The sequence below is a fragment of the Bacillus sp. FSL K6-1012 genome (assembly GCF_037964915.1).
Lineage (GTDB): Bacteria > Bacillota > Bacilli > Bacillales > Bacillaceae > Bacillus > Bacillus halotolerans.
The window spans coordinates 1,172,981-1,191,532 of the sequence record NZ_CP150175.1 but is presented as its reverse complement, the minus strand read 5'-3'; the positions used below and the strand labels follow the sequence as shown (position 1 = coordinate 1,191,532).

Sequence of the window (18,552 nt, the reverse complement as noted above, 5' to 3'; positions counted from 1 at the left end):
ATGATTTGGAATATCAGGGAGGAACCATATAAAAAAACCCGATTCTCTTTAGAACCGGGTTCAAGCTTTTTCTATTAAAATAATCGGAATCCAATCGGCAGATGAAGACCGAGCAGCACTGTCAGCACAAGGACAATGATAAAGCCGATCCACAGTCCGCCAGTTGATTTTTCTTTTTTCTTGCGGATCAATAGCATTTCCATCAGGCCGATGGTGATAATGCCAAGCAGCATTTTTCCAGCGTATTCCCCGTTCCAGTTGGCGAAACGGACAAACAGCTCAGCACCTGTCAAAATAATAATGATATAGAATAACCGCAGAATCATATGAGTGATTTTGGCGCCCTTCGCACTTCCTGATGAATACAGCGAGTAGCTGACGAAAAGCAGGATCAGCGCTACCACCCATGATGTAATATGCATGTGTGTCATACATGTTCCCCCTATCAGATAACATTACCCCACTTATAGTACCACGAACTTGTCCCTTGCTACAAAGATGATTCACAGAAAAAGCGGGCGGTTCCTGTGCCGCCCTCCTTATGATCAGCCGATTTGATTTGACAGCGTTCCGATGGGTTCAATCGTGATGTCGATTTGATCGCCTCGCCGCAGAAATTTCGGCGGTGTAAAGCCTTTTCCTACACCAGACGGCGTGCCGGTCGCAATGATGTCCCCCGCTTCAAGCGTCATCCCCATTGAAAGGGTTTCGATTAATTCCGCGACAGAGAAAATCATATCGCTTGCCGAGCCGGATTGGCGCAGCTCGCCGTTGACCCTCGTTTCAACCTTAAGGCGCTCCGGATCGGGAATTAACGATTTATGTACAAGCACAGGTCCCATCGGACATGTCGTATCCAGGCTTTTTCCGATAAAAAACTGCTTATGTCTTTTTTGCAGATCCCGCGCCGTGATATCATTCACAATCGTATATCCGAAAATATGGTCATAAGCTTCTTCTTTTGAAATGCGGGTGCCGCTTTTTCCGATGACGACAGCAAGCTCTCCTTCGTAATCGAGCTGAGAGGTGACCTCCTCATGGCTGTTTACCGCATCACCGTGGCCAGTGACTGTTACAGGCGATTTTGTAAATACCATCGGATGCTCCGGAATGTCAGCCTCGCTGCCCATTTCAATTGCATGATCCCTATAGTTTTTGCCGATGCACATGATATTTTTTGACGGCTTAGGAATAGGCGCATGGAGCTTCACGTCAGATAATGAGTAAATAAATGACCCAAGCTCATCATTTGGTTTCTTCGCCCACTCGGCCAGCTGCCTTGCATGCGCAACAAATTTATCCCCTTCTGCGATACACTCAATCAGCGAACTCGGAATCGTCTCAAGTTCAAACAGTTTTTTTTCAGCCCTTTGCAAGTCCATAATTTTATCATCTTCAATGATCAGGCCGACAAACATTCGGTTGTAAAGTTCCCCTGTCGCAAATTTCATGTTATTCCTCCATCATCTTTTAAATCAGAGTTCTACTTCAGTTATTCTCTGTCGAATGCTGAAATTCCTTTTTATCAAATGCGTGTTTTCATTCCCGTTTCGGGACTGGCTCGCTGTACATATCATACAAATGGCTTCTGAGGAGGAGGAAAGAATATGGAAAGCATACATTTATTTTTTCGTCGGCAGCAGCTTAACAGAACGGGGACTGCCAAAGGACTGATGATGACAGACAGAATCGTTTCTCCCATTCTTCTCACACAGCGTGACAGCCTGCAAAAGGCGTCCTATGAAATAAACTGTGATCAGTCTCCGCTCGGTGAAAAAAAGTTTTATCTGAATGCGGAACAAGATGATCCTTCACTGATGCGGCGCAGGCTTGCTTATTGTTTTTTTCATCAAATCGGCGTCGCTTCCCAGGATGCTTCTTACATCTTTCTGATCATCAATGGCCAAAGGGAAGGCATTTATTTAAAAATTGATGGGCTCGATGAGAATCGCCGGCTTCCGAAAGGAGCCATTTATGAAGTGAAGGATACCGATCCGAGGGTTCCGCTGTCTGTTTTCAAACACGAAGCTTCCATTGAAAACAGACAGCGCACCGCATACTTACGTGAATTTCTCACGCTGATCTGTAAAGCGGAGGATGACGAATTTGCCGAACGAATTAAAATGTATCTTGATGTAAAGCTGTTTTTCCTGTGGCTGATCGGCAGCGCCTGCACCCGCCAAGCCTTTTATTACGGCTTTTGTTTGAACGAGGCCGGCCGCTTTCACATCGCTCCAATGGAAACAAAAGCGCTTGCCGCATACGGATTTACAGAAGAAGACCCTCTATTGACAAACGGCCGTACACTTGCGTCAAGACTTCTCTCCATCCCAGCTTTCCGGGCACAATATCACGCGCTAATGAAAAACGTGCTGAGCCGGGAGTTTACGATTGACCGCCTGTCTCCGTTTATCAGGGACTGGCATTTTGACATTTGTCAAAGAGCAAGCGATGATCCGCATATGAAAAAAAGCCCCTTACAATTAGAGAAGGAGCAAGCAAATATCCTGCGCGAAATCGAAGAGCGGCAGGACTTTTTACAAGTACACCTGGCGAGACTATAGTCCTTTCTCCACCAGAGCAAGTCAAAAAGACCGCAGCAAAAATTGTCGCTTTTTTAGTCAAATTGACGAAAGGCAACCTTTTCAGCCAAAATAGGTTATACTATCTATATCCAGTATGCATCAAAATAAAATCTAGAATTGGAGATTGTTTCATGAATACAAAAATTGAAGAAATGAGAGTTATGCTAATTGAAACAGCACAAAAATACGGTATGAATTCGAAAGAAACGATTCAATGCAGCCAAGAGCTGGACAGTCTGCTCAATATTCGAATTAAAGAAGAAATCACCTCTTGGGGGCAAAACGCCCGTGTGTGATCATATGATATGTATTTAAAGGCTTCCCGCCTCACCCGCCGCTATTGCTCATCAACATCCTGAGACATGCTTCAGGTCGAGAATTTGCCGCCCGAAAACAACATGTTGAACAATACAGCAGACCCTTTCTGGATCAGCATGAAACATCACGGCAGATAACACTCCAGCAGCACGAATTACTCCGAAAGACATTTCCTGTACCTCTTTTGCACATACACCAACGCAAAACAATATACAATCACGCAGGCGGACAGCGGCAGCATCGCCGCATTTCCGCTTGGCTATAGACAATACCCAGCTTCTGAAATGTTTAAACCTTCATCTGGAAAAAACAAACGGATTTTTTTAAATCTCTCCGGCATGTCCCCATTTAATTTTCTCTCACACAAATGTGCGTTTGTCATAAGCTATCGTGAATAGCCCAGCACAAACAAATCTTGTCCTTACTTCACCTGCCTTTTTTCAATTTTACAACAAAGGATGTGCTCGTATGCCGGCAATTGTCGGAGCGTTTAAAATTAATGCGGTCGGTACGAGCGGAGTCGTTCATATCGGAGACTGCATTACCATTTCTCCTCAAGCCGAGGTCAGAACGTTTGCCGGGGCAGGCAGCTTTAATACCGGTGACAGTCTGAAGGTGATGAATTATAAAAACGCAACGAATGTGTACGACAATGATGTGGTTGATCAGCCGATCGCAGGCAATGCGTAAAGGAGCGGTGCTTCATGAATTTTTATATCAATCAAACCATCCAAATTAACTATCTCCGGCTGGAATCAATCAGCAACTCCTCCATACTGCAAATCGGGAGCGCCGGATCTATTAAGTCTCTTTCAAACTTGTATAATACGGGCAGCTATGTGGAACCCGCACCTGAGGTTTCCGCTTCGGGGGAACAGGTTGAATCGGAAGGGCCCGATACAGGATCATTGGTGCCGCTCCAGCCCCCTGGCCGTTAATAATAAGATGAGAGGTGAAAGAACATGTATGATCAATCCATTTCCTCTTACTTGCAAAATTTGAATTCCTTCGTTCAGCAGCAGGCGCTGCATATTCAGCAGCTCGAACGCCAGCTGAAAGAGATGCAAACTGAAATGAATACGATGAAACAGCGGCCGGCCACAACCATTGAGCGTGTGGAATATAAATTTGATCAGCTGAAAATCGAACGGCTCGACGGCACGCTGAATATCGGTTTAAATCCGACAGACCCGAACAGCGTTCAAAACTTTGAAGTGAGCCAGACTACACCGGAAATCGGAATGATGCAGCAGGAAGAGAGCGCCCAGCTCATGCAGCAAATCCGGCAGAACGTCGACATGTACTTAACCGAGGAAATCCCGGCTGTTTTGGAGCAGCTAGAAAACCAATATGACAGCAGGCTTGACGACACAAATCGGCATCATGTAATTGAGGACATCAGAAAACAAATAGACAGCCGGATTCACTATTATATGTCCCATATCAAAAAAGAAGAAAACACGCCGCCCAAACAATATGCGGAACATATCGCTGAGCATGTGAAGCGTGACGTGATCCGTGCTGTGGAACATTTTCTCGAACATATCCCCTCCGAAATGAAAGGAGATGAGCAAGCATGATCTTTACCGTCGTCAACCGCAGCCTGGAAGTCGGAGATATCCGAATGAACGGTGTATCCAGTTCCTCTGTTTTCCAAATTGGAGACGCAGAATCCATCTATTTATCGTCTATTTTTGATACGCCGCCTGAATCTCTTATTATCGGTCCGTTTGCTCCGCTGCCGTCGAATCATGCTTAAGCGTATATCACGCATCAGACAGATTAAATTTAACTCGCTCGGAATATCAAGCGTATTTCAAGCAGGCGATACAAACGAAATTGATATGAAAATAAAAGTGCTCGCTGTTCAGCGCTCGCTTTCAACGTTTTATGAAAATGAGGGGTCATTTAACAGAAAGGAGTACCCTATTTTTGATCAGCACGCTGTGAAGCTTCTTCCGGAAACGGGCGTGCAAACCGCTTTTTGCCATGAAGTGCCTGTCATCCATGTCCGCAACATCAAAATTCAAGGGGTCTCATCCTCTTCCGTCTTTCACGCAGGCTCAGCTTCGGTCGTACGCGGCGACGCGCGGATTAAACATATCCGTCAGATTCTGCCTCCAAACTCACAATCGTCCGGCACGGGCATATAATAAACAGAGACTTCTATAAAGGGTGTCGTCTATGCCAGCAATTGTCGGGCCTATAGCTATCAATTCCATATCGGGCGGAGTCGTGAACTTTGGTGATTCCTTTTACCTTTCTCCGAAAAGCTCTTCAAAATCTGCGCTCGGTTCGGGAGCAGGAAACACGGGAGATTTCCTTCTTTTAAACAACGTAGTCAACGCGACAAATTATATAGACCCCGATGTCAGCGATCAGGATATGGTTGGAAACGGATAAAAAGCAGCCGCTCTGCAAAGAGAGGGCTGCTTTTTATTTTTTCTTTTTCCGTTCATTGGACTTCTTTATTTTAATCAGCTTTTCAGGCGGCTGTTTTCTGATCCATTTAACAAACCGGGCAAGCTGCGGATCGTTTCTGAGCGCTTCTATTCCGGACAGTCGAACTGCCAGCTCCTGATTTGTATACAAGGCGTGGATCTGTTTATGGCAAGGGATGCAAAGCATCGCAGTCGGCAGGAACGTTCCGCCTTCTTCCTTCGGTGTGAGGTGGTGCTCTGTCAGCTGGACATCGCTCCGGCCGCATAGCTCACATATCCCGACAGTCTGTTTTGCCACATCCGCGTCCCCCTTACATCATCTCAAGTGTTACCCTTGTGCCGCGTCCGCTAGGTTCAGCCGGATGTACGATCAGCTTTTTCGGAAGCCGCGCCCGCAGTTCCTGCACATGGCTGATCACGCCGACAGACAGATTGTCTGACTGCAGTTTTTCCAAAGCGGTGACAACCGTATCAAGCAGATCTTGGTCAAGCGTTCCAAACCCTTCATCCAAGAAAAAGAACTGCAGCGGGTATTCACCGCGAAGCTGAATCTGCGCAGACAGCGCGAGAGCAAGAGAAAGCGAGGTAAGGAAGGTCTCCCCTCCTGACAAGCTTGATACCGGGCGCTTAACGCCTCCATTGGCATCATCACGCATCACAAATCCGCCTTCTGAATCCACTTCAATGGCATAACGCTGTCTTGTCAGCACGCCGAGCCGTGCTGACGCATCCCGTGCAACACTTTCAAGCTGTTCCTCAGCTAAAAATTCAACGAACGTATTGCCTTTAAACACTGCTTGAAGCTTGTCCAGCCTGTCGATATGGGTCTGCCATTTTTTCAGCTCAGCTTCAATTTCATTGAAACGTTTGTGATGGTCGCGGATCACAGCCAGTGCTTTGGCCGCCGCTCCTTTTTCTTCCATAGCAGTCCCAAATGCCTCCTCGGCTTCTTTTAAGGACGTGACGGTTTCGTTCCATTCACTTTCGGATAAGGATCTGCCGGCGAGCTTATCAGACACACGTTTTAAGTTTGCGGCATTTTGCTTACATTTATCCAGAAACTGGTCAATGCTGCCTTTGATCTTTTCAAGCTCATCGGCTGGGATGAGACTGCGCTCCACCTCGTCAGCCCGGACAAAGCGGGTGCTTTTCGCATGTTCAAGCCAATCCGCTTCCGCTTTTTTCAACCTTTCTTCCGCTTCCTTAAGCGTATGCTCGCTTGCTGAAGCGCGGCTTTTTGCCTGATTGAGCATCATTTGGGCGCTTTGCAGCTCTTCATATAGAGATTGTTCTTTTTCCTTTAAACATTTCAGATCCTGCTGAACTGAGCGGAGCTTCGTTTGGATGGAATCCTCTTTTACATAGTCTCCGAGTTCCTGCTTATAATCAGCTACGACGCCATTCGTACGTTCTGCGGCATAGTGAAGCTCCAGTTTTTCCCTTTCAAGCTGATGGCTCGATTCCCGCAGCCGCTCCTTTTGTGACTCATGCTCAGAAAGAAAAGCGATACTGCGTTCAATTCGTTTCTCGCACTCTTCCGCGGCCCGATCCTTTTCTTCAATGGCTTGCTGCCATTTTTCCGCTTCATCCAGGGATTGGCCTTCAAATGCTTCATGAAACATCTTCTGCTGGCTGTCCATCGAGGACTGAAGCTCTGCGATCATGCTGCCAATACGGTCAGCCTCTCTTTTTTCAAAACTCATTCTTTCATTAAGCTGCTCGACTTTTTTTAATGATTCCTGATATGCGCCAATCATTTGGGTCATTCGTGTTTTGACTGACAGGATGTCCTGTTTGATTTGCTTCCATTCAATTTTTGCGGCATGAAAAGCTTCCTGCACCGGCTGATTCTCACAGGAAGCAGCTGCCTCAAGAGTCGGCGCTTGAATCGATTTCAAAAACGGACACTGCTCGAGAAAGCGGGCGGACTGCTCTTCAAGTGTGATTTTGGCAGAAAGAATCTCCTGACTGAGCGCCGCCGTTTCTGACAGCAAATCTTCTGTCTGTTTGATTTCTGCTTCAACATTATGATCCGGCTCATATGTCCCATGTGCTGAGGCAGACGGGTCATGATCGGTTGAACCGCAGACCGGGCAAGGTTTTCCGGCAATCAGTTTTTCCGATAACTCTTTAGTTAGTGCCGCCATTCTTGCTTTCTCACGCTGAGTGTGAAGTGTGTTTTGTCGCTGTTTTGCCTGATCAGCAGTTCGCGTGAGTGATCGTTCCGTCTCGCAGACCATATGATACACAGCTTGCACAGCCTCATATGCCTGTATGATTTTATTTTCTTCCGCTTCAGCCTTTTGAACGAGTGTGTTCTTTTCCTCATTCATCTTCTGTAATACAAGGTTCAATGCGTCAATGCGTTTTTTCTCTTTTGCCAGCTGCTCCTCAGTCTGTCTGATCCGCAAAGCCATTTCAGCGGCCTGCTGGCAGCTTTTCCGCTCATCAGTGGTTACCTGCAAGGTTTTGAGCTGCTGTTTTAATTCCGTCTGTCTGTTTTGTCCCCTTGTAAGACGGTCAGTTACGGTTTCTAATTCCTTCATGACAGATTGAAGATTTTCGGCCTTCTGCTGAAGTTCAGCCTGTTTGCGCTCTGCCTCCTGCTGGGCCTCTCTCAATTTGATTTCGATCTCCTGCAAGCGGAAGAGCTGTTCCTGCTCAGCTAAAAGCTCTGGCTCTTTCTCGCTTTTATGGCGGCGCCACGCTTCATATTCTTCATTCTTTTGCTGAAAGAAAGCGGTGCGTTCTGTTAAATCCTTTTGGGCAAGCACTTCTTCCCTCGCGGCCTTCTCCTCATGCTGTACCGCTTCCAAGTATCGGTCCGCATACGGCTTTAAAGCGGCTGCTGTTTCCGCTTCCGCCAGGCGTTTTTGCATGCTGCCGACATGCGGCTTTTCCTCTTCAAGCCGATTTTTCTCTGCTTCATAAACGATTTTTTCCTTTTGGACATTCCAGATCTCTTGATGCTCCGCAAACCGTTCTTTTATTTGATCACGATTTTTTCTCACTGATTCCAGTTTGGCTTCCGCTTGTTCAACCGCTTGTTCAGCTTGTTCAACCGCTTCTGAACTCGCCTCGCCGAGACCCGATTGCTCTGCAAGCATTTCGTTTTTTCTCGCATTGGCTTCCTGCGCCTGCCGTCTCAGCTTTTTCACAAGGCGGTCTCCATACTGTTCCAAATTGAATAAACGCTGAAGCATATGCCTGCGTTCCGCCCCTTTTAAGGAAAGAAATTCAGCAAACTTCCCTTGCGGCAGCACAACCGCTCTCGTAAAGTCGTCGATGGTCAGCCCCAAGAGCTCCTCGACTCTTTTGTTCACTTCATTGGCCTTATCAGCAAGCACAGTTTGCTCATCCTTGATCTCGATGAAACGGCAAAGTGCTGTTTTCACCTTCATTTCATCCGTTCTCTTAAACACACGCTCGACTTTGTAAGAGGTTTGATGATTGGTCTGAAGCGCAAAGGTAAAGGAAACAGTCAGCGAATCTTCCGCATGGTTTAAGATCCCGTGCGTATTGTTCGCCGCCCGCTCTACCTTTCCGTATAAAGCAAGGGTCATCGCATCAAGGATCGAGGATTTACCGCTTCCTGTCGGCCCGAAAATACCGAAGACACCCGCACCGGAAAGGCTGTCAAAATCTATCGTCTGCTCCTCCCTAAAGCTGTGGAGCCCTTTTATCGTTAAGGCGATCGGCTTCATCTTGCTTCCTCCTCATCTTCTGCGCCTGATGCAAGCTCTAAAAACAGCTTCACCATTTCATCATCCGGCACTGCGCCGCCTGTCTGTTTTTCATAAAATTTCTTAAAACGGTCTTCGATGGACACATGCCTAACCTCGATCCGTTCGCGCTCAATGTTTTGTTCTTCAAAGACCGGCCTGATATGGATAAAGCCCGGATGTGCTTTTCGCAGTCTGTGAATGTCTTCAAGTGACAGCTGGTCCGTCACACGGATTTCAAGATCAATCCAGGCATTCTGATCCCTGCCTTCTTCGAGCCAGCTGTATACCTCGCTTAAACCATTTGCCGCTTTCCATTTTACGAGAGACTTGCCGCTTGATAATAAAACCTCATGCCATGAGGCCTCTTCGCCAGGCTTTGCGTCTACAATGGTCACCGATTTGGCGTAGCCTGCCTCAGAAAAGCTGTAGGCCAGCGGAGATCCAGAATACCGCGCAAGCGTTCGCGCCCGTTTAATCGTTTGCGGCCGATGCAAATGGCCGAGCGCCACGTAAGCGGCCTCCGCCGGCAGGCTTTCAGCGGCCACCGTATAAGCGCCGCCGACTTCAATCGGCCGCTCCGAGTCCGTTTGGTTGCCGCCCGCAACATAAATATGGCTGGCGGCAATCTTTACGGCGTCTTTTCGGTAGCGGCTTGTAATCTGTTCAAACGCCTGCCTGATTTTCACATCATAGTGATCACGGAGAAGTTTCTCATCAAATGTATCGGAAAGAACTTCATTTAACCGTGCCTCAGACGGATATGCCAGCGCTCCGACAGCCAAAAGCTCACCTGCTGAAGGCACTTCTATATGAAGCGGTTCAGTTGTCGGATAGCCGATTAAATAAATGCCGTTCTCATGTGTCAGCGGTGAAGCAGCGGACAATCTGTCAGGATTATCATGGTTTCCGGCAATGACAACGATCGGGCGCTTTCCTCTGTCACTGAGAGCGGACAGGCTTTCATAAAATAACTGCTCGGCTAAAGCCGGCGGGTTCACGGTATCAAACGCGTCTCCCGCCATCACAATAGCATCGATCTGCTCTTCCTTTACGATTGTATTCAGTTCGTCCAATACATCCGCCTGTTCACTCAGCCTGCTTCTTCCTTCAAGGGTTTTTCCTAGATGCCAGTCAGCCGTATGTAAAATCCGCAAATGCGTTCACCTCTCTTTTGTATAGAAAACGAGATCCGCTCCGTCTGAATTCCCGGAGCTTATGGATCTCGTTATAAAGTCAGAATGTGCCCTCCGTCAAAGAAATAAAGCGCACACCCTTTTACCTTCGTTTGAGCAATTTGTCCAACGGCCCTTGTGTACAGCTTAATTTGCGTTTCATATCTCTTTTTCAGGATCGGGGCTGCTCCTTCAAAGCCGTGCTGGAATTTACCCTCAATTCGGTCTGTTTTATAGTCCAGCAAATATAAGCCATCCTCTGTTTCGTAGAGACAATCGATGATCCCCTGCACCAATAGCGGCTCATCCGCCTCTTTCGCATCAGGATAAATCTCTTTTGCCGGAAGCGCCAAACTGAATGGAATTTCGCGGTTCTTCCATTTAGCGCCGATCAGTTTTTCGCCAATTTCTGTATGGAAAAATTGAACGATTTCCTCGATATTGATAGCGGATTGCTGTTCTTCGGTGAGCAGCTCTTTTTCATAAAGATGCTGCACTGTCCGCTCCGCTTCTTCTATCGTCGGCACATGTGTCAGCGGAATATGCTGCATGACCGTATGCATAGCTGTTCCTTTTTCTGCTGCTGTCAGGCCTTTTTTCATCATGAAAGCCGGGCGTCTGTACAGAATGCTTCCATCAGCCGGTTTAACGGGCGCCCGTCCGCTGTATTCGTCTTCGTACTCTCTTCTTCTCTTAATCTCAGAAACGGACTGCTTCGTGCGAATTTGTGTCACCTCGTGATACGAATACTTCCAAGCCAGCCGCTCCCGAGCTTTTTCCTCAAATGCAAACGGGCCGGGAACCGGTTCACCACGGCGGATCGCTTCAAGACGTTCGCTTTTTTCTTCCAGTCTCTCTTCCAGCTCATCATCAAGCAGATCATATGAATGAATCATTTGAATAGCAAAACGGGCCGGATGGCCTGATATATCAGAAACCGCTGCCGCACCGCCCTCAGCCAAAGACTCCAAGTCTCTGTGTCTGACAAGAGCAGGTCCGATGAAATCCAAATACGTTTTCGCCTGATAGCGGTCAAATTCCGGCAGAAGCCAGTCAGCTTGGGATGCGGATGCCTGCCATTTCGCCAGCTGTTTCTGATGATCCTTGCATGAGCCTACAAGAAACAGCTTTTCCTTTGCCCTCGTTAAAGCAACATAGAGGACACGCAATTCCTCAGACAGCAATTCCCTGCGCATTTTTTTCTTCATCGCGATGAGCGGAAGCGTCGGATAGCTGATGCGCCATTCTGGATGGATAAATTTCGTGCCAAACCCAAGCTCCTTGTCCAGCAGGTAGGATTTGTTGAGATCCATCATGTTGAAATTCCGGCCGAGTCCCGCTGTGAAGACGACTGGAAATTCGAGCCCTTTGCTGCTGTGAATCGTCATCAAACGGACAACATCCTCCTGTTCGGTCAACGCTCTCGCCGTTCCCAGATCATCGCCGCGTTCCTGCATGCGTTCGATAAACCTCAAGAATCGAAACAGGCCGCGAAATGCCGTCGATTCATATTGGCGCGCCCGGTCATAAAGGACACGCAAGTTAGCCTGGCGCTGTTTTCCGCCCGGCATCCCGCCGACATAATCCATATATTTTGTGTCGCGGTACACTTCCCAGATCAGCTCGGACACCGAATGGTTTTTCGAAAAAACGCGCCACTTTTGCAAATGTCCGTAAAACGTTTGCAGCTTTTGGTAGAGCTCATCGTTTCGGTCGCCGGCTGCCAGATAGTCTTTCATTGCTTCATAGTACGGCGCCTTTTTGTTTTCAAGCCGGATCAAAGACAGCTCGTTCTCGTCAGCACCGACAATCGGTGAACGCAGAACGGAAGCAAGCGGAATATCCTGATACGGGTTATCAATTACCTTCAGGACAGAAAGCACCACAGACACTTCCACCGCATCAAAGTAGCCTGATGTTAAATTGGCGTAAACCGGTATGCCCTGAGCTCGCAGTTCCTCCATGATTTGCGGCGCCCACGGCATCGATCGCAGCAAAATCACGATATCGCGGTATTGAATATTGCGGTGTGTCTTCGTTTTCCCGTCATATACTTTAAATGGCGATGAGATCAGCTTGCGTATTTCTTTAGCGATCGCTTTAGCTTCGAACTGCACCGTTTCCAGCTCTTCCGCTTCCTCGCCTGCGTCCGCCTCCTCTGACTTGTCAATCAGCAGCAGCCCTGTTTCCGTTTCGTTGTTTTCCGGATACGCCGCTCCGAGTTTCAGCTCAGCCTGTTCATCATAATCGACCTCGCCGATTTTGCCGCCCATCAGCTGTTTGAACAAGAAGTTTGTGCTGTCTAAAATATCAGCCCTGCTTCGAAAGTTTTTGTTCAAGTCGATTTTCCGGCCCGTACCTTCTCCGCTCTCTGTAAACCGTTTGTACTTTGAAAGAAAAAGAAGCGGCTCCGCAAGCCTGAATCGATAAATCGACTGTTTGACATCTCCTACCATAAACAGGTTGCCTGTCTCTTCCGGCCCGTTTGTGACGAGCTGAAGAATGGATTCTTGCACCAGGTTGGTATCCTGATATTCATCGACAAGCACCTCATGAAACTGCTCCTGATAAAATCTTGCCGCCTCACTCGGCTCACGTTCGCCTTTTTCGTTCACAGCGGTCAAGATGGACAGGCAATAATGCTCCAAATCAGAAAAATCGATAAGCGATTTCTCCTGCTTCGCGGCTTCAAACCGTTTCCCGTAGCTGATAACAAGCTGGACGAGTGTTTCAATGACAGGCTCCATGTCAGCCAAACTTTTTACATGCTGCTCCGGGCTTCTGGTGAAGTAATCGGTTTTAAGTTTTTCAAGCAGTTTTTTGGCGCCATTTCTTAAGTCTGTCGCTTCATCAAGCAAGACGGGATCAAACTCATCCCCCTTCACCGCTTTTGCACGCTTAAAGGAGACAGCGGGCACGCGTTGATAAAGTTCATTGAAGTCATCCTGATGCTGAATCAGCTCATCAATCTGCGCGAGATCATCGAGAAAATTTTCAGCGCGCGGCGCAGGTCCGCCCGGCGCTTTTGTCAGCTCAAGGGCACGCTGCAGCTTTTCCTTTGCTCCGTCCAGCACCATCGCAATATCTTCTTTGACATACGGATAAAACGGCAGTTCCTCGATCGCGCTCTTTTCTGTTACATCATACAAATGAACAAAGCTTTTCAGCCATGTCTCCGGATCAGGATGGGAACGGGAATACTCGTACACCTGTTTCACGAGATATTGCAGATCTAAGTCATGCCGGTCAGTCGTGTAGCGGTCGACAAGCTCAAAGAACGCCTTATCACCCTTTGCATATTCATCCTCAAACAGCTCATCAAGCACCTCGTCCCCGAGAAGCTCGCCTTCTGTCTGATCAGCAATCCGAAAGCCCGGATCAAGATCAATCAGGTAGTAATATTTTTTCAGCACCTGCAGGCAAAACGAATGAAGCGTTGAAATGCTGGCCCGGTTTAACAGCGACAGCTGGCGTCGGATATGCAGTGATCCCGGGCGTTTCACCAGCTCTTTTTCCAGTGCATCCGCGATCCGGTGTTTCATCTCTGCCGCTGAGGCGTTTGTAAAGGTGACAACGAGAAGCCGGTCTACATCAATCGGATTTTCTTCCGCCGTGATTTTCCGGATCATTCTTTCGACAAGAACAGCGGTTTTACCGGAGCCTGCCGCCGCTGCCACAAGGATATCCTGGCCGGTTGAGACGATGGCATTCCACTGGTCATCTGTCCATGTGCTGTCTGCCGGTTTAGGAATGTTCATTGCCATCAGCCTCCTTCTTTATCCAATCAAGTACCGTCTTGTCCTTTTCGGCCTTTAACAGACGATACTCGTTTTCTTCTAATGATTCATCAAATTGGCATACTGATTTGAACGCACAGTATGTGCAAGGCGTCTTGTTCTTCATTTTATACGGCTCAATGGATACGCGCCCGTCAGTGATTTGCTCGCCTGCTTCTTGGAAGGTGCGGCGCACATGCTTCGTCAACAGCTCAAATTCTTTTTCACCGACTGCCGCTGAATCCGATCTGAGTGAGCCGTCTTTCTTCAGGCCCGCATTGATGATATTTGATCTTCCTTCTTGAAGGGTTGTATCCATGAGGCGAATCGCTTCCTGATCACCGAGGAGGAGGCCCTTCATCTTAAATTTCTTAAAAATTTCCTGTTCAATTTCATCAAGTCCGAGCGGAAGATTCGATTGTATCATCGGGTCATGAATATGGAAATACAGCACTCCGGCCGGCGTGGCTTTCATTCCTAGCCAGTCTAACGAATGTGTAATCGATAAATCCAGATACGTCAGCATTTGCAGCGCAAGTCCGTAATACACTTCCGCCAAGTCAAGGCCTTTATCGCTGGATTTATAGTCGACAATTCGGAGGAGCAGGCCTTTAGAGCTTTCCGCTTTATCCACGCGGTCAATCCGCCCGACGAGCTCCATCGTACAGCCGTTTTTCAGCTTAAAGGTAAGCGGCGGGAGCGGGCCCTTTCCGCCAAAGCCCAATTCAAGGCCGATCGGCACGAATCCGCTCGCTTTTGCATGCTCGCTTAAAATGCCGGACACGCGTGTCACAATTTTTTGCAGTTTTTCCTTCACGTAATAATGTCTGTTTGAACTGAGCAGAATTTCTTTTTGCAGTTTCGGCGCCAGCCGCTCGACCGCATCATAAGAAAACAGCTCGCACTGCTCCTTCGTTAGGTCGCGCCAATCTATTTTGTGCTCGCGCAGCCGGTCTGAAATCAGTTTTAAACTCGAATGAAAGAGCTGCCCGATATCCGGTGCTTCAAGCTTGAAAAATTGACGTTCCTTCAGATGCAGCCCGTGAGACGCAAAATGGGAGAACGGACAAGCGTTAAAGGTTTCCATCCTCGACACGCTCCCTTGAATGCGTTCACCATAGAGCTGTCTCGATACAGAGCGTTCAAGCTGCTTGACTTCATTTCGGAAAAACAGGCTTGAGAAAAGCTTTTTCGACTCCAGCCTGTCAGGTTCATTCATCAGCGCATTGTACGCGCTCCACCAGACGTCGCTGATTTCATATTCCCTCGTCCATAATCTGAGCTGGCTAGCGGTGTATGATTGTGCCACGCTTTTATTGACAAGGTACATAAGCTGTTCCTCATCGCTGACCTGCTCCGGTTCATTTGTCAATAGACGCTCACGATGCTGCGGAAACAGTTCTTCCAGCCGCTTGATTACAATCGACGGCAAAAGCGTTTTCCCTTCCGCATCAGCAATCGGATACGTCACATAAAGGCGGTCAGACGGGCTTGAAAGCGCCATATAGATGAGGAAATGCTCATCAAGCAGACGCTCCCGCCCGCCGGAGGAAAGCTCAATACCTATCGTCTTCAGCCACTCACGATCATCATCCGACAGCACCCCGTTTTCGTCAGGGCGAGCCGGCAGGACGCCGTCGTTTGCCCCGATCACAAAGGTGCATGAGGTGCCGTATATTCTCGACAAATCCATATTGCCGACAAACACCTGATCAAGCGCCGGAGGGATAAGAGAGAATGTCAGCGACTCTGCACCGGTCTCCATCATTTGCTGAAACAAATCGAGAGAAATGTCATCTTCGCCCATCATTTCCACAAACTCCTCAAGCAGCTGAATGACTGCATCCCACGCCTGCTGGTGCTGCTGTGCTTCAATGATTCTGCCGTCTTCCTCAGCCCGCTGTCTTTCCTGATCCAGCTTCAGCGGCACATCTGTCTCTTCTAAATAACGGTAAAGCGCCTCCGCCTTCTCTTGAACCGTTTTTGCTTTTTTCATTCGTTTCTGCAGCTGGAACAGCGGCGGAACAATCCAATCGCGCGTGTCATTCAGCATGTTTTCCATTTCGATTTCTTGATCGGTCTGCGCAAATTCATCATCTAACGACACAAAACGTCTGTAATGGAAACGATCATCCTTTGTCCAGCGATCGCCTTTGATCCCGTAAGCGATACAGTAATTCTCCAGCTGATCAACCTGCTCTCTTACCTTGGCCTTCGGCTGGTTAAGCGGGAATAACAGTTCGGTTTTCACGCAGCGGAACACCGCTTCATAACGCCAATTTCCCTTTAATACGTCAAGGCTTGACCGGATAAATTCTACTAACGGGTGGTTCAGCATAGATGTTTTCCCGTCAATAAAATAAGGAATCTCGTAATCTGCAAATACTTCCTTGACCATATCCTTATAGTCTTCCGGCTGACGCGCTAGAATCGCCATATCCTTGTATCGGTAGCCCTTCTCTCTGACAAGGCTGTGGATTTCCCGGGCAATACCTTCCAGCTCTGCTCGTCTGTTTGCGGCCTGCATCACGGTAAAAGCCTCTTGTTTCTCAGCAAACGGAATAACCGGACGCGCTTCATACTGTGCTTCTAAATGGGCTAATTCCGGTGCGCCCTTGTGCCGCTTTGATTCATCAAGCTCTTTATAGGTGATGTCCAGATTCAGTTCCTTTGCCGTCTGGTGGAGGCGATAATACGTTTTTCCCGTCATTCTGAACAAATCAAGTTCCTGCGGCTCCCCCTCATGTGACGGCTTGTCCGCTGTGAGTGAAAACGTGATATGCTCTGCCTGAAGCATAAGCTGCTCTAACACCCTGAATTCCTGCGGTGTAAACTGATAAAAGCCGTCTACATAGACATGTGCCCCTTTCAAATCTTCCGCCTGCGGGATATGCTCTGCCAATAGTGTCAAATAATCATCAGAATGAAGATACTGATCCTCAAGGCTTTTTTCCATCTGCTGGTACAGGATCGATAAATCATGAAGCTTTTCAGATAAAATACGTTCCCCCCGATACTCGGAAGCTGTTCCGCTATCCGCCATCCGTCGAATATCTTCCGGTTCCAGACAGTATCTCTTAAACTCAGTCAGCATCCGTTCTACCTGTGCGGTAAAACCGCTTTTATCACTTGCTTTTTGATAGACTTTAAACTCCTGTTTGTGCTCTTCAATGAGCTTCCGCAGGAGCATCTGTACGCCCGTGCTCGTAAGAAACGGCCTGCTCATTCCTCCCGTATGCTGGAGGACGCGCCAGGCCAGTCGTGAAAAGCTGAAGACTTGAGCACGAATCATGCCGCCCGTATCAGGCGTTTTAGCAAGCTCGTATTCCATTAAAAACGTCATTTGATCCGGGACTAGAAAAATGATCGGTTTCCCGAATGGAGCCCGGCGCAGTTCATCTTGAATGCTGTCGATGATCAGCTTCGTTTTTCCACTCCCGGACCTGCCTACTAAAAACTCTGCTCCCAAATTAGAAGACCCCTCTCTTTTTATCTGTTTATATTTTATCGAACATTGACGAAAATGACCAATCTGATCTATTGGTAAAAACGGCCTTTTCACTTATGAGAAGCTGAATTTCTCCGCACATGTTTTCTGGCCTCACATATACTTTTACAGAAGCCCAATTCCTTAAGAATGGAGTTGAACCCCTTGTATTACAGCTATTTTTCTTATCCAGCGCAATATCGGGAAGACCCTGTTTTGATTCAAAATCTCCAGAAAGCCATCAACGGAGAATTCAGTGCGGTTCAATGCTACCGCAGGCTTGCTGAACTTGCCCACCCTGCCGATGTCAGAAAACAAATTGAAGAAATCAGGCGCGATGAGATCCGCCATCTCCGTAATTTCTCCTCATTATACGGAGCCATTACAGGCAAACATATCATGCCGAAACAAACAGAGAAATGCCCGGACACTTTTACAAGAGGACTTGATGCCGCTTTTAAAGATGAACAAAAAACCGTTGACTTTTACTTACGCGCAGCTGAGGAAACCTCAAATGTAAAGGCAAAGGGTATCTTTACGCGCGCCGCACGAGATGAACAAAATCATGCTGTCTGGTTTTTATACTATTTGATGGATCGCTAGCACACGATTTTGATAGACACGATCAGATTATATTTACACCCTCTCCCCCTAAAACACACTCCACTGTTTTTCTTAACCTCAGCCGGGAAACATAAAATCATACACGAACATATGAGGGGGAATCAAGCATGCAGCAACCCATTGAAGCTTGTATCGAATGTATGGAAGCTTGCAACCATTGTTTTACAAAATGTTTGGAAGAAAGTGCGCACCACGATCTGAGCGGCTGCATCCGGCTTGACAGGGAATGTGCGGATATTTGCGCGCTGGCAGTGAAAGCCATGCAAACGGACAGCCCCTTTATGAAAGAAATTTGCGCACTTTGCGCCGATATTTGTGAAGCCTGCGGCACTGAATGCGAAAAGCATGATCATGATCATTGCCAAGCGTGTGCGACGTCTTGTTTTGCCTGCGCCGATCACTGCCGCAAAATGGCTGCGTAACG

At 47.8% G+C, this 18,552-nt stretch carries 17 protein-coding genes; 10 read left to right on the top strand and 7 right to left on the bottom strand.

All coding sequences use genetic code 11. The annotated features are described in order from the left end of the window. Positions 1-74 precede the first annotated feature (74 nt). Complete coding sequence (locus tag NSS75_RS06105) at positions 75-431, bottom strand: YisL family protein (protein ID WP_044156468.1); 357 nt, start codon at positions 429-431, stop codon at positions 75-77. A gap of 114 nt (positions 432-545) precedes the next feature. Beyond that, positions 546-1,451 carry a fumarylacetoacetate hydrolase family protein gene (locus tag NSS75_RS06100; protein ID WP_024120850.1) on the bottom strand — a complete coding sequence of 302 codons (906 nt, stop codon included), beginning with the start codon at positions 1,449-1,451 and terminating at the stop codon, positions 546-548. Between the two features lie 156 nt (positions 1,452-1,607). Here NSS75_RS06100 and NSS75_RS06095 point away from each other — a divergent pair, with 156 nt between their 5' ends. The 8 genes from NSS75_RS06095 to NSS75_RS06060 all read left to right on the top strand — a co-directional run bounded on the left by NSS75_RS06095 (position 1,608) and on the right by NSS75_RS06060 (position 5,306). Next, a complete protein-coding gene (locus tag NSS75_RS06095) occupies positions 1,608-2,564 on the top strand; it encodes a CotH kinase family protein (RefSeq protein ID WP_024120849.1) in 957 nt (318 codons plus the stop codon). A 152-nt stretch (positions 2,565-2,716) separates the two neighbouring features. Further along, positions 2,717-2,881 (top strand): aspartyl-phosphate phosphatase Spo0E family protein, encoded by a 165-nt coding sequence (locus tag NSS75_RS06090; protein ID WP_024120848.1) that lies wholly within the window; start codon positions 2,717-2,719, stop codon positions 2,879-2,881. A 490-nt stretch (positions 2,882-3,371) separates the two neighbouring features. Continuing rightward, positions 3,372-3,593, top strand: coding sequence for a spore germination protein (locus NSS75_RS06085; RefSeq protein WP_010333672.1), 222 nt, complete (start codon positions 3,372-3,374; stop codon positions 3,591-3,593). Positions 3,594-3,607: 14 nt separating this feature from the next. After that, complete coding sequence (locus NSS75_RS06080) at positions 3,608-3,841, top strand: spore germination protein GerPB (protein WP_024120846.1); 234 nt, start codon at positions 3,608-3,610, stop codon at positions 3,839-3,841. A 24-nt stretch (positions 3,842-3,865) separates the two neighbouring features. After that, entirely contained in the window at positions 3,866-4,483 is a 618-nt protein-coding gene (locus NSS75_RS06075; protein ID WP_101860848.1) for a spore germination protein GerPC, read from the top strand. Further along, a complete protein-coding gene (gene gerPD / locus NSS75_RS06070) occupies positions 4,480-4,662 on the top strand; it encodes a spore germination protein GerPD (RefSeq protein ID WP_024120844.1) in 183 nt (60 codons plus the stop codon). Before NSS75_RS06075 ends, gerPD begins: the two co-directional genes overlap by 4 nt. After that, positions 4,655-5,056 (top strand): spore germination protein GerPE, encoded by a 402-nt coding sequence (locus NSS75_RS06065; RefSeq protein ID WP_095713668.1) that lies wholly within the window; start codon positions 4,655-4,657, stop codon positions 5,054-5,056. Before gerPD ends, NSS75_RS06065 begins: the two co-directional genes overlap by 8 nt. A gap of 31 nt (positions 5,057-5,087) precedes the next feature. Beyond that, positions 5,088-5,306 (top strand): spore germination protein, encoded by a 219-nt coding sequence (locus NSS75_RS06060; RefSeq protein WP_095713669.1) that lies wholly within the window; start codon positions 5,088-5,090, stop codon positions 5,304-5,306. Between the two features lie 33 nt (positions 5,307-5,339). On the opposite strand, the gene NSS75_RS06055 is transcribed toward NSS75_RS06060, so the two are convergent. The 5 genes from NSS75_RS06055 to addB all read right to left on the bottom strand — a co-directional run bounded on the left by NSS75_RS06055 (position 5,340) and on the right by addB (position 17,486). After that, positions 5,340-5,642: a hypothetical protein gene (locus tag NSS75_RS06055; protein ID WP_101860849.1), complete on the bottom strand. Its 303-nt coding sequence runs from the start codon at positions 5,640-5,642 to the stop codon at positions 5,340-5,342. Positions 5,643-5,655: 13 nt separating this feature from the next. Further along, entirely contained in the window at positions 5,656-9,048 is a 3,393-nt protein-coding gene (gene sbcC / locus NSS75_RS06050) for an exonuclease subunit SbcC (protein WP_339236516.1), read from the bottom strand. Then, positions 9,045-10,223 (bottom strand): exonuclease subunit SbcD, encoded by a 1,179-nt coding sequence (gene sbcD, locus NSS75_RS06045; protein ID WP_024120840.1) that lies wholly within the window; start codon positions 10,221-10,223, stop codon positions 9,045-9,047. The genes sbcC and sbcD overlap by 4 nt, the downstream gene beginning before the upstream one ends. A gap of 71 nt (positions 10,224-10,294) precedes the next feature. Continuing rightward, positions 10,295-13,999, bottom strand: a complete 3,705-nt coding sequence (addA, locus tag NSS75_RS06040) for a helicase-exonuclease AddAB subunit AddA (protein ID WP_339236513.1) — start codon at positions 13,997-13,999, stop codon at positions 10,295-10,297. Beyond that, on the bottom strand, positions 13,986-17,486 hold the full coding sequence (gene addB, locus NSS75_RS06035) for a helicase-exonuclease AddAB subunit AddB (RefSeq protein WP_339236510.1): 3,501 nt from the start codon (positions 17,484-17,486) through the stop codon (positions 13,986-13,988). The genes addA and addB overlap by 14 nt, the downstream gene beginning before the upstream one ends. Positions 17,487-17,669: 183 nt before the next feature. On the opposite strand from addB, the gene NSS75_RS06030 reads away from it, so the two are divergent. After that, a complete protein-coding gene (locus NSS75_RS06030) occupies positions 17,670-18,107 on the top strand; it encodes a ferritin family protein (RefSeq protein WP_326231138.1) in 438 nt (145 codons plus the stop codon). A 128-nt stretch (positions 18,108-18,235) separates the two neighbouring features. Beyond that, positions 18,236-18,550: a four-helix bundle copper-binding protein gene (locus NSS75_RS06025; protein WP_339236505.1), complete on the top strand. Its 315-nt coding sequence runs from the start codon at positions 18,236-18,238 to the stop codon at positions 18,548-18,550. Positions 18,551-18,552 lie beyond the last annotated feature (2 nt).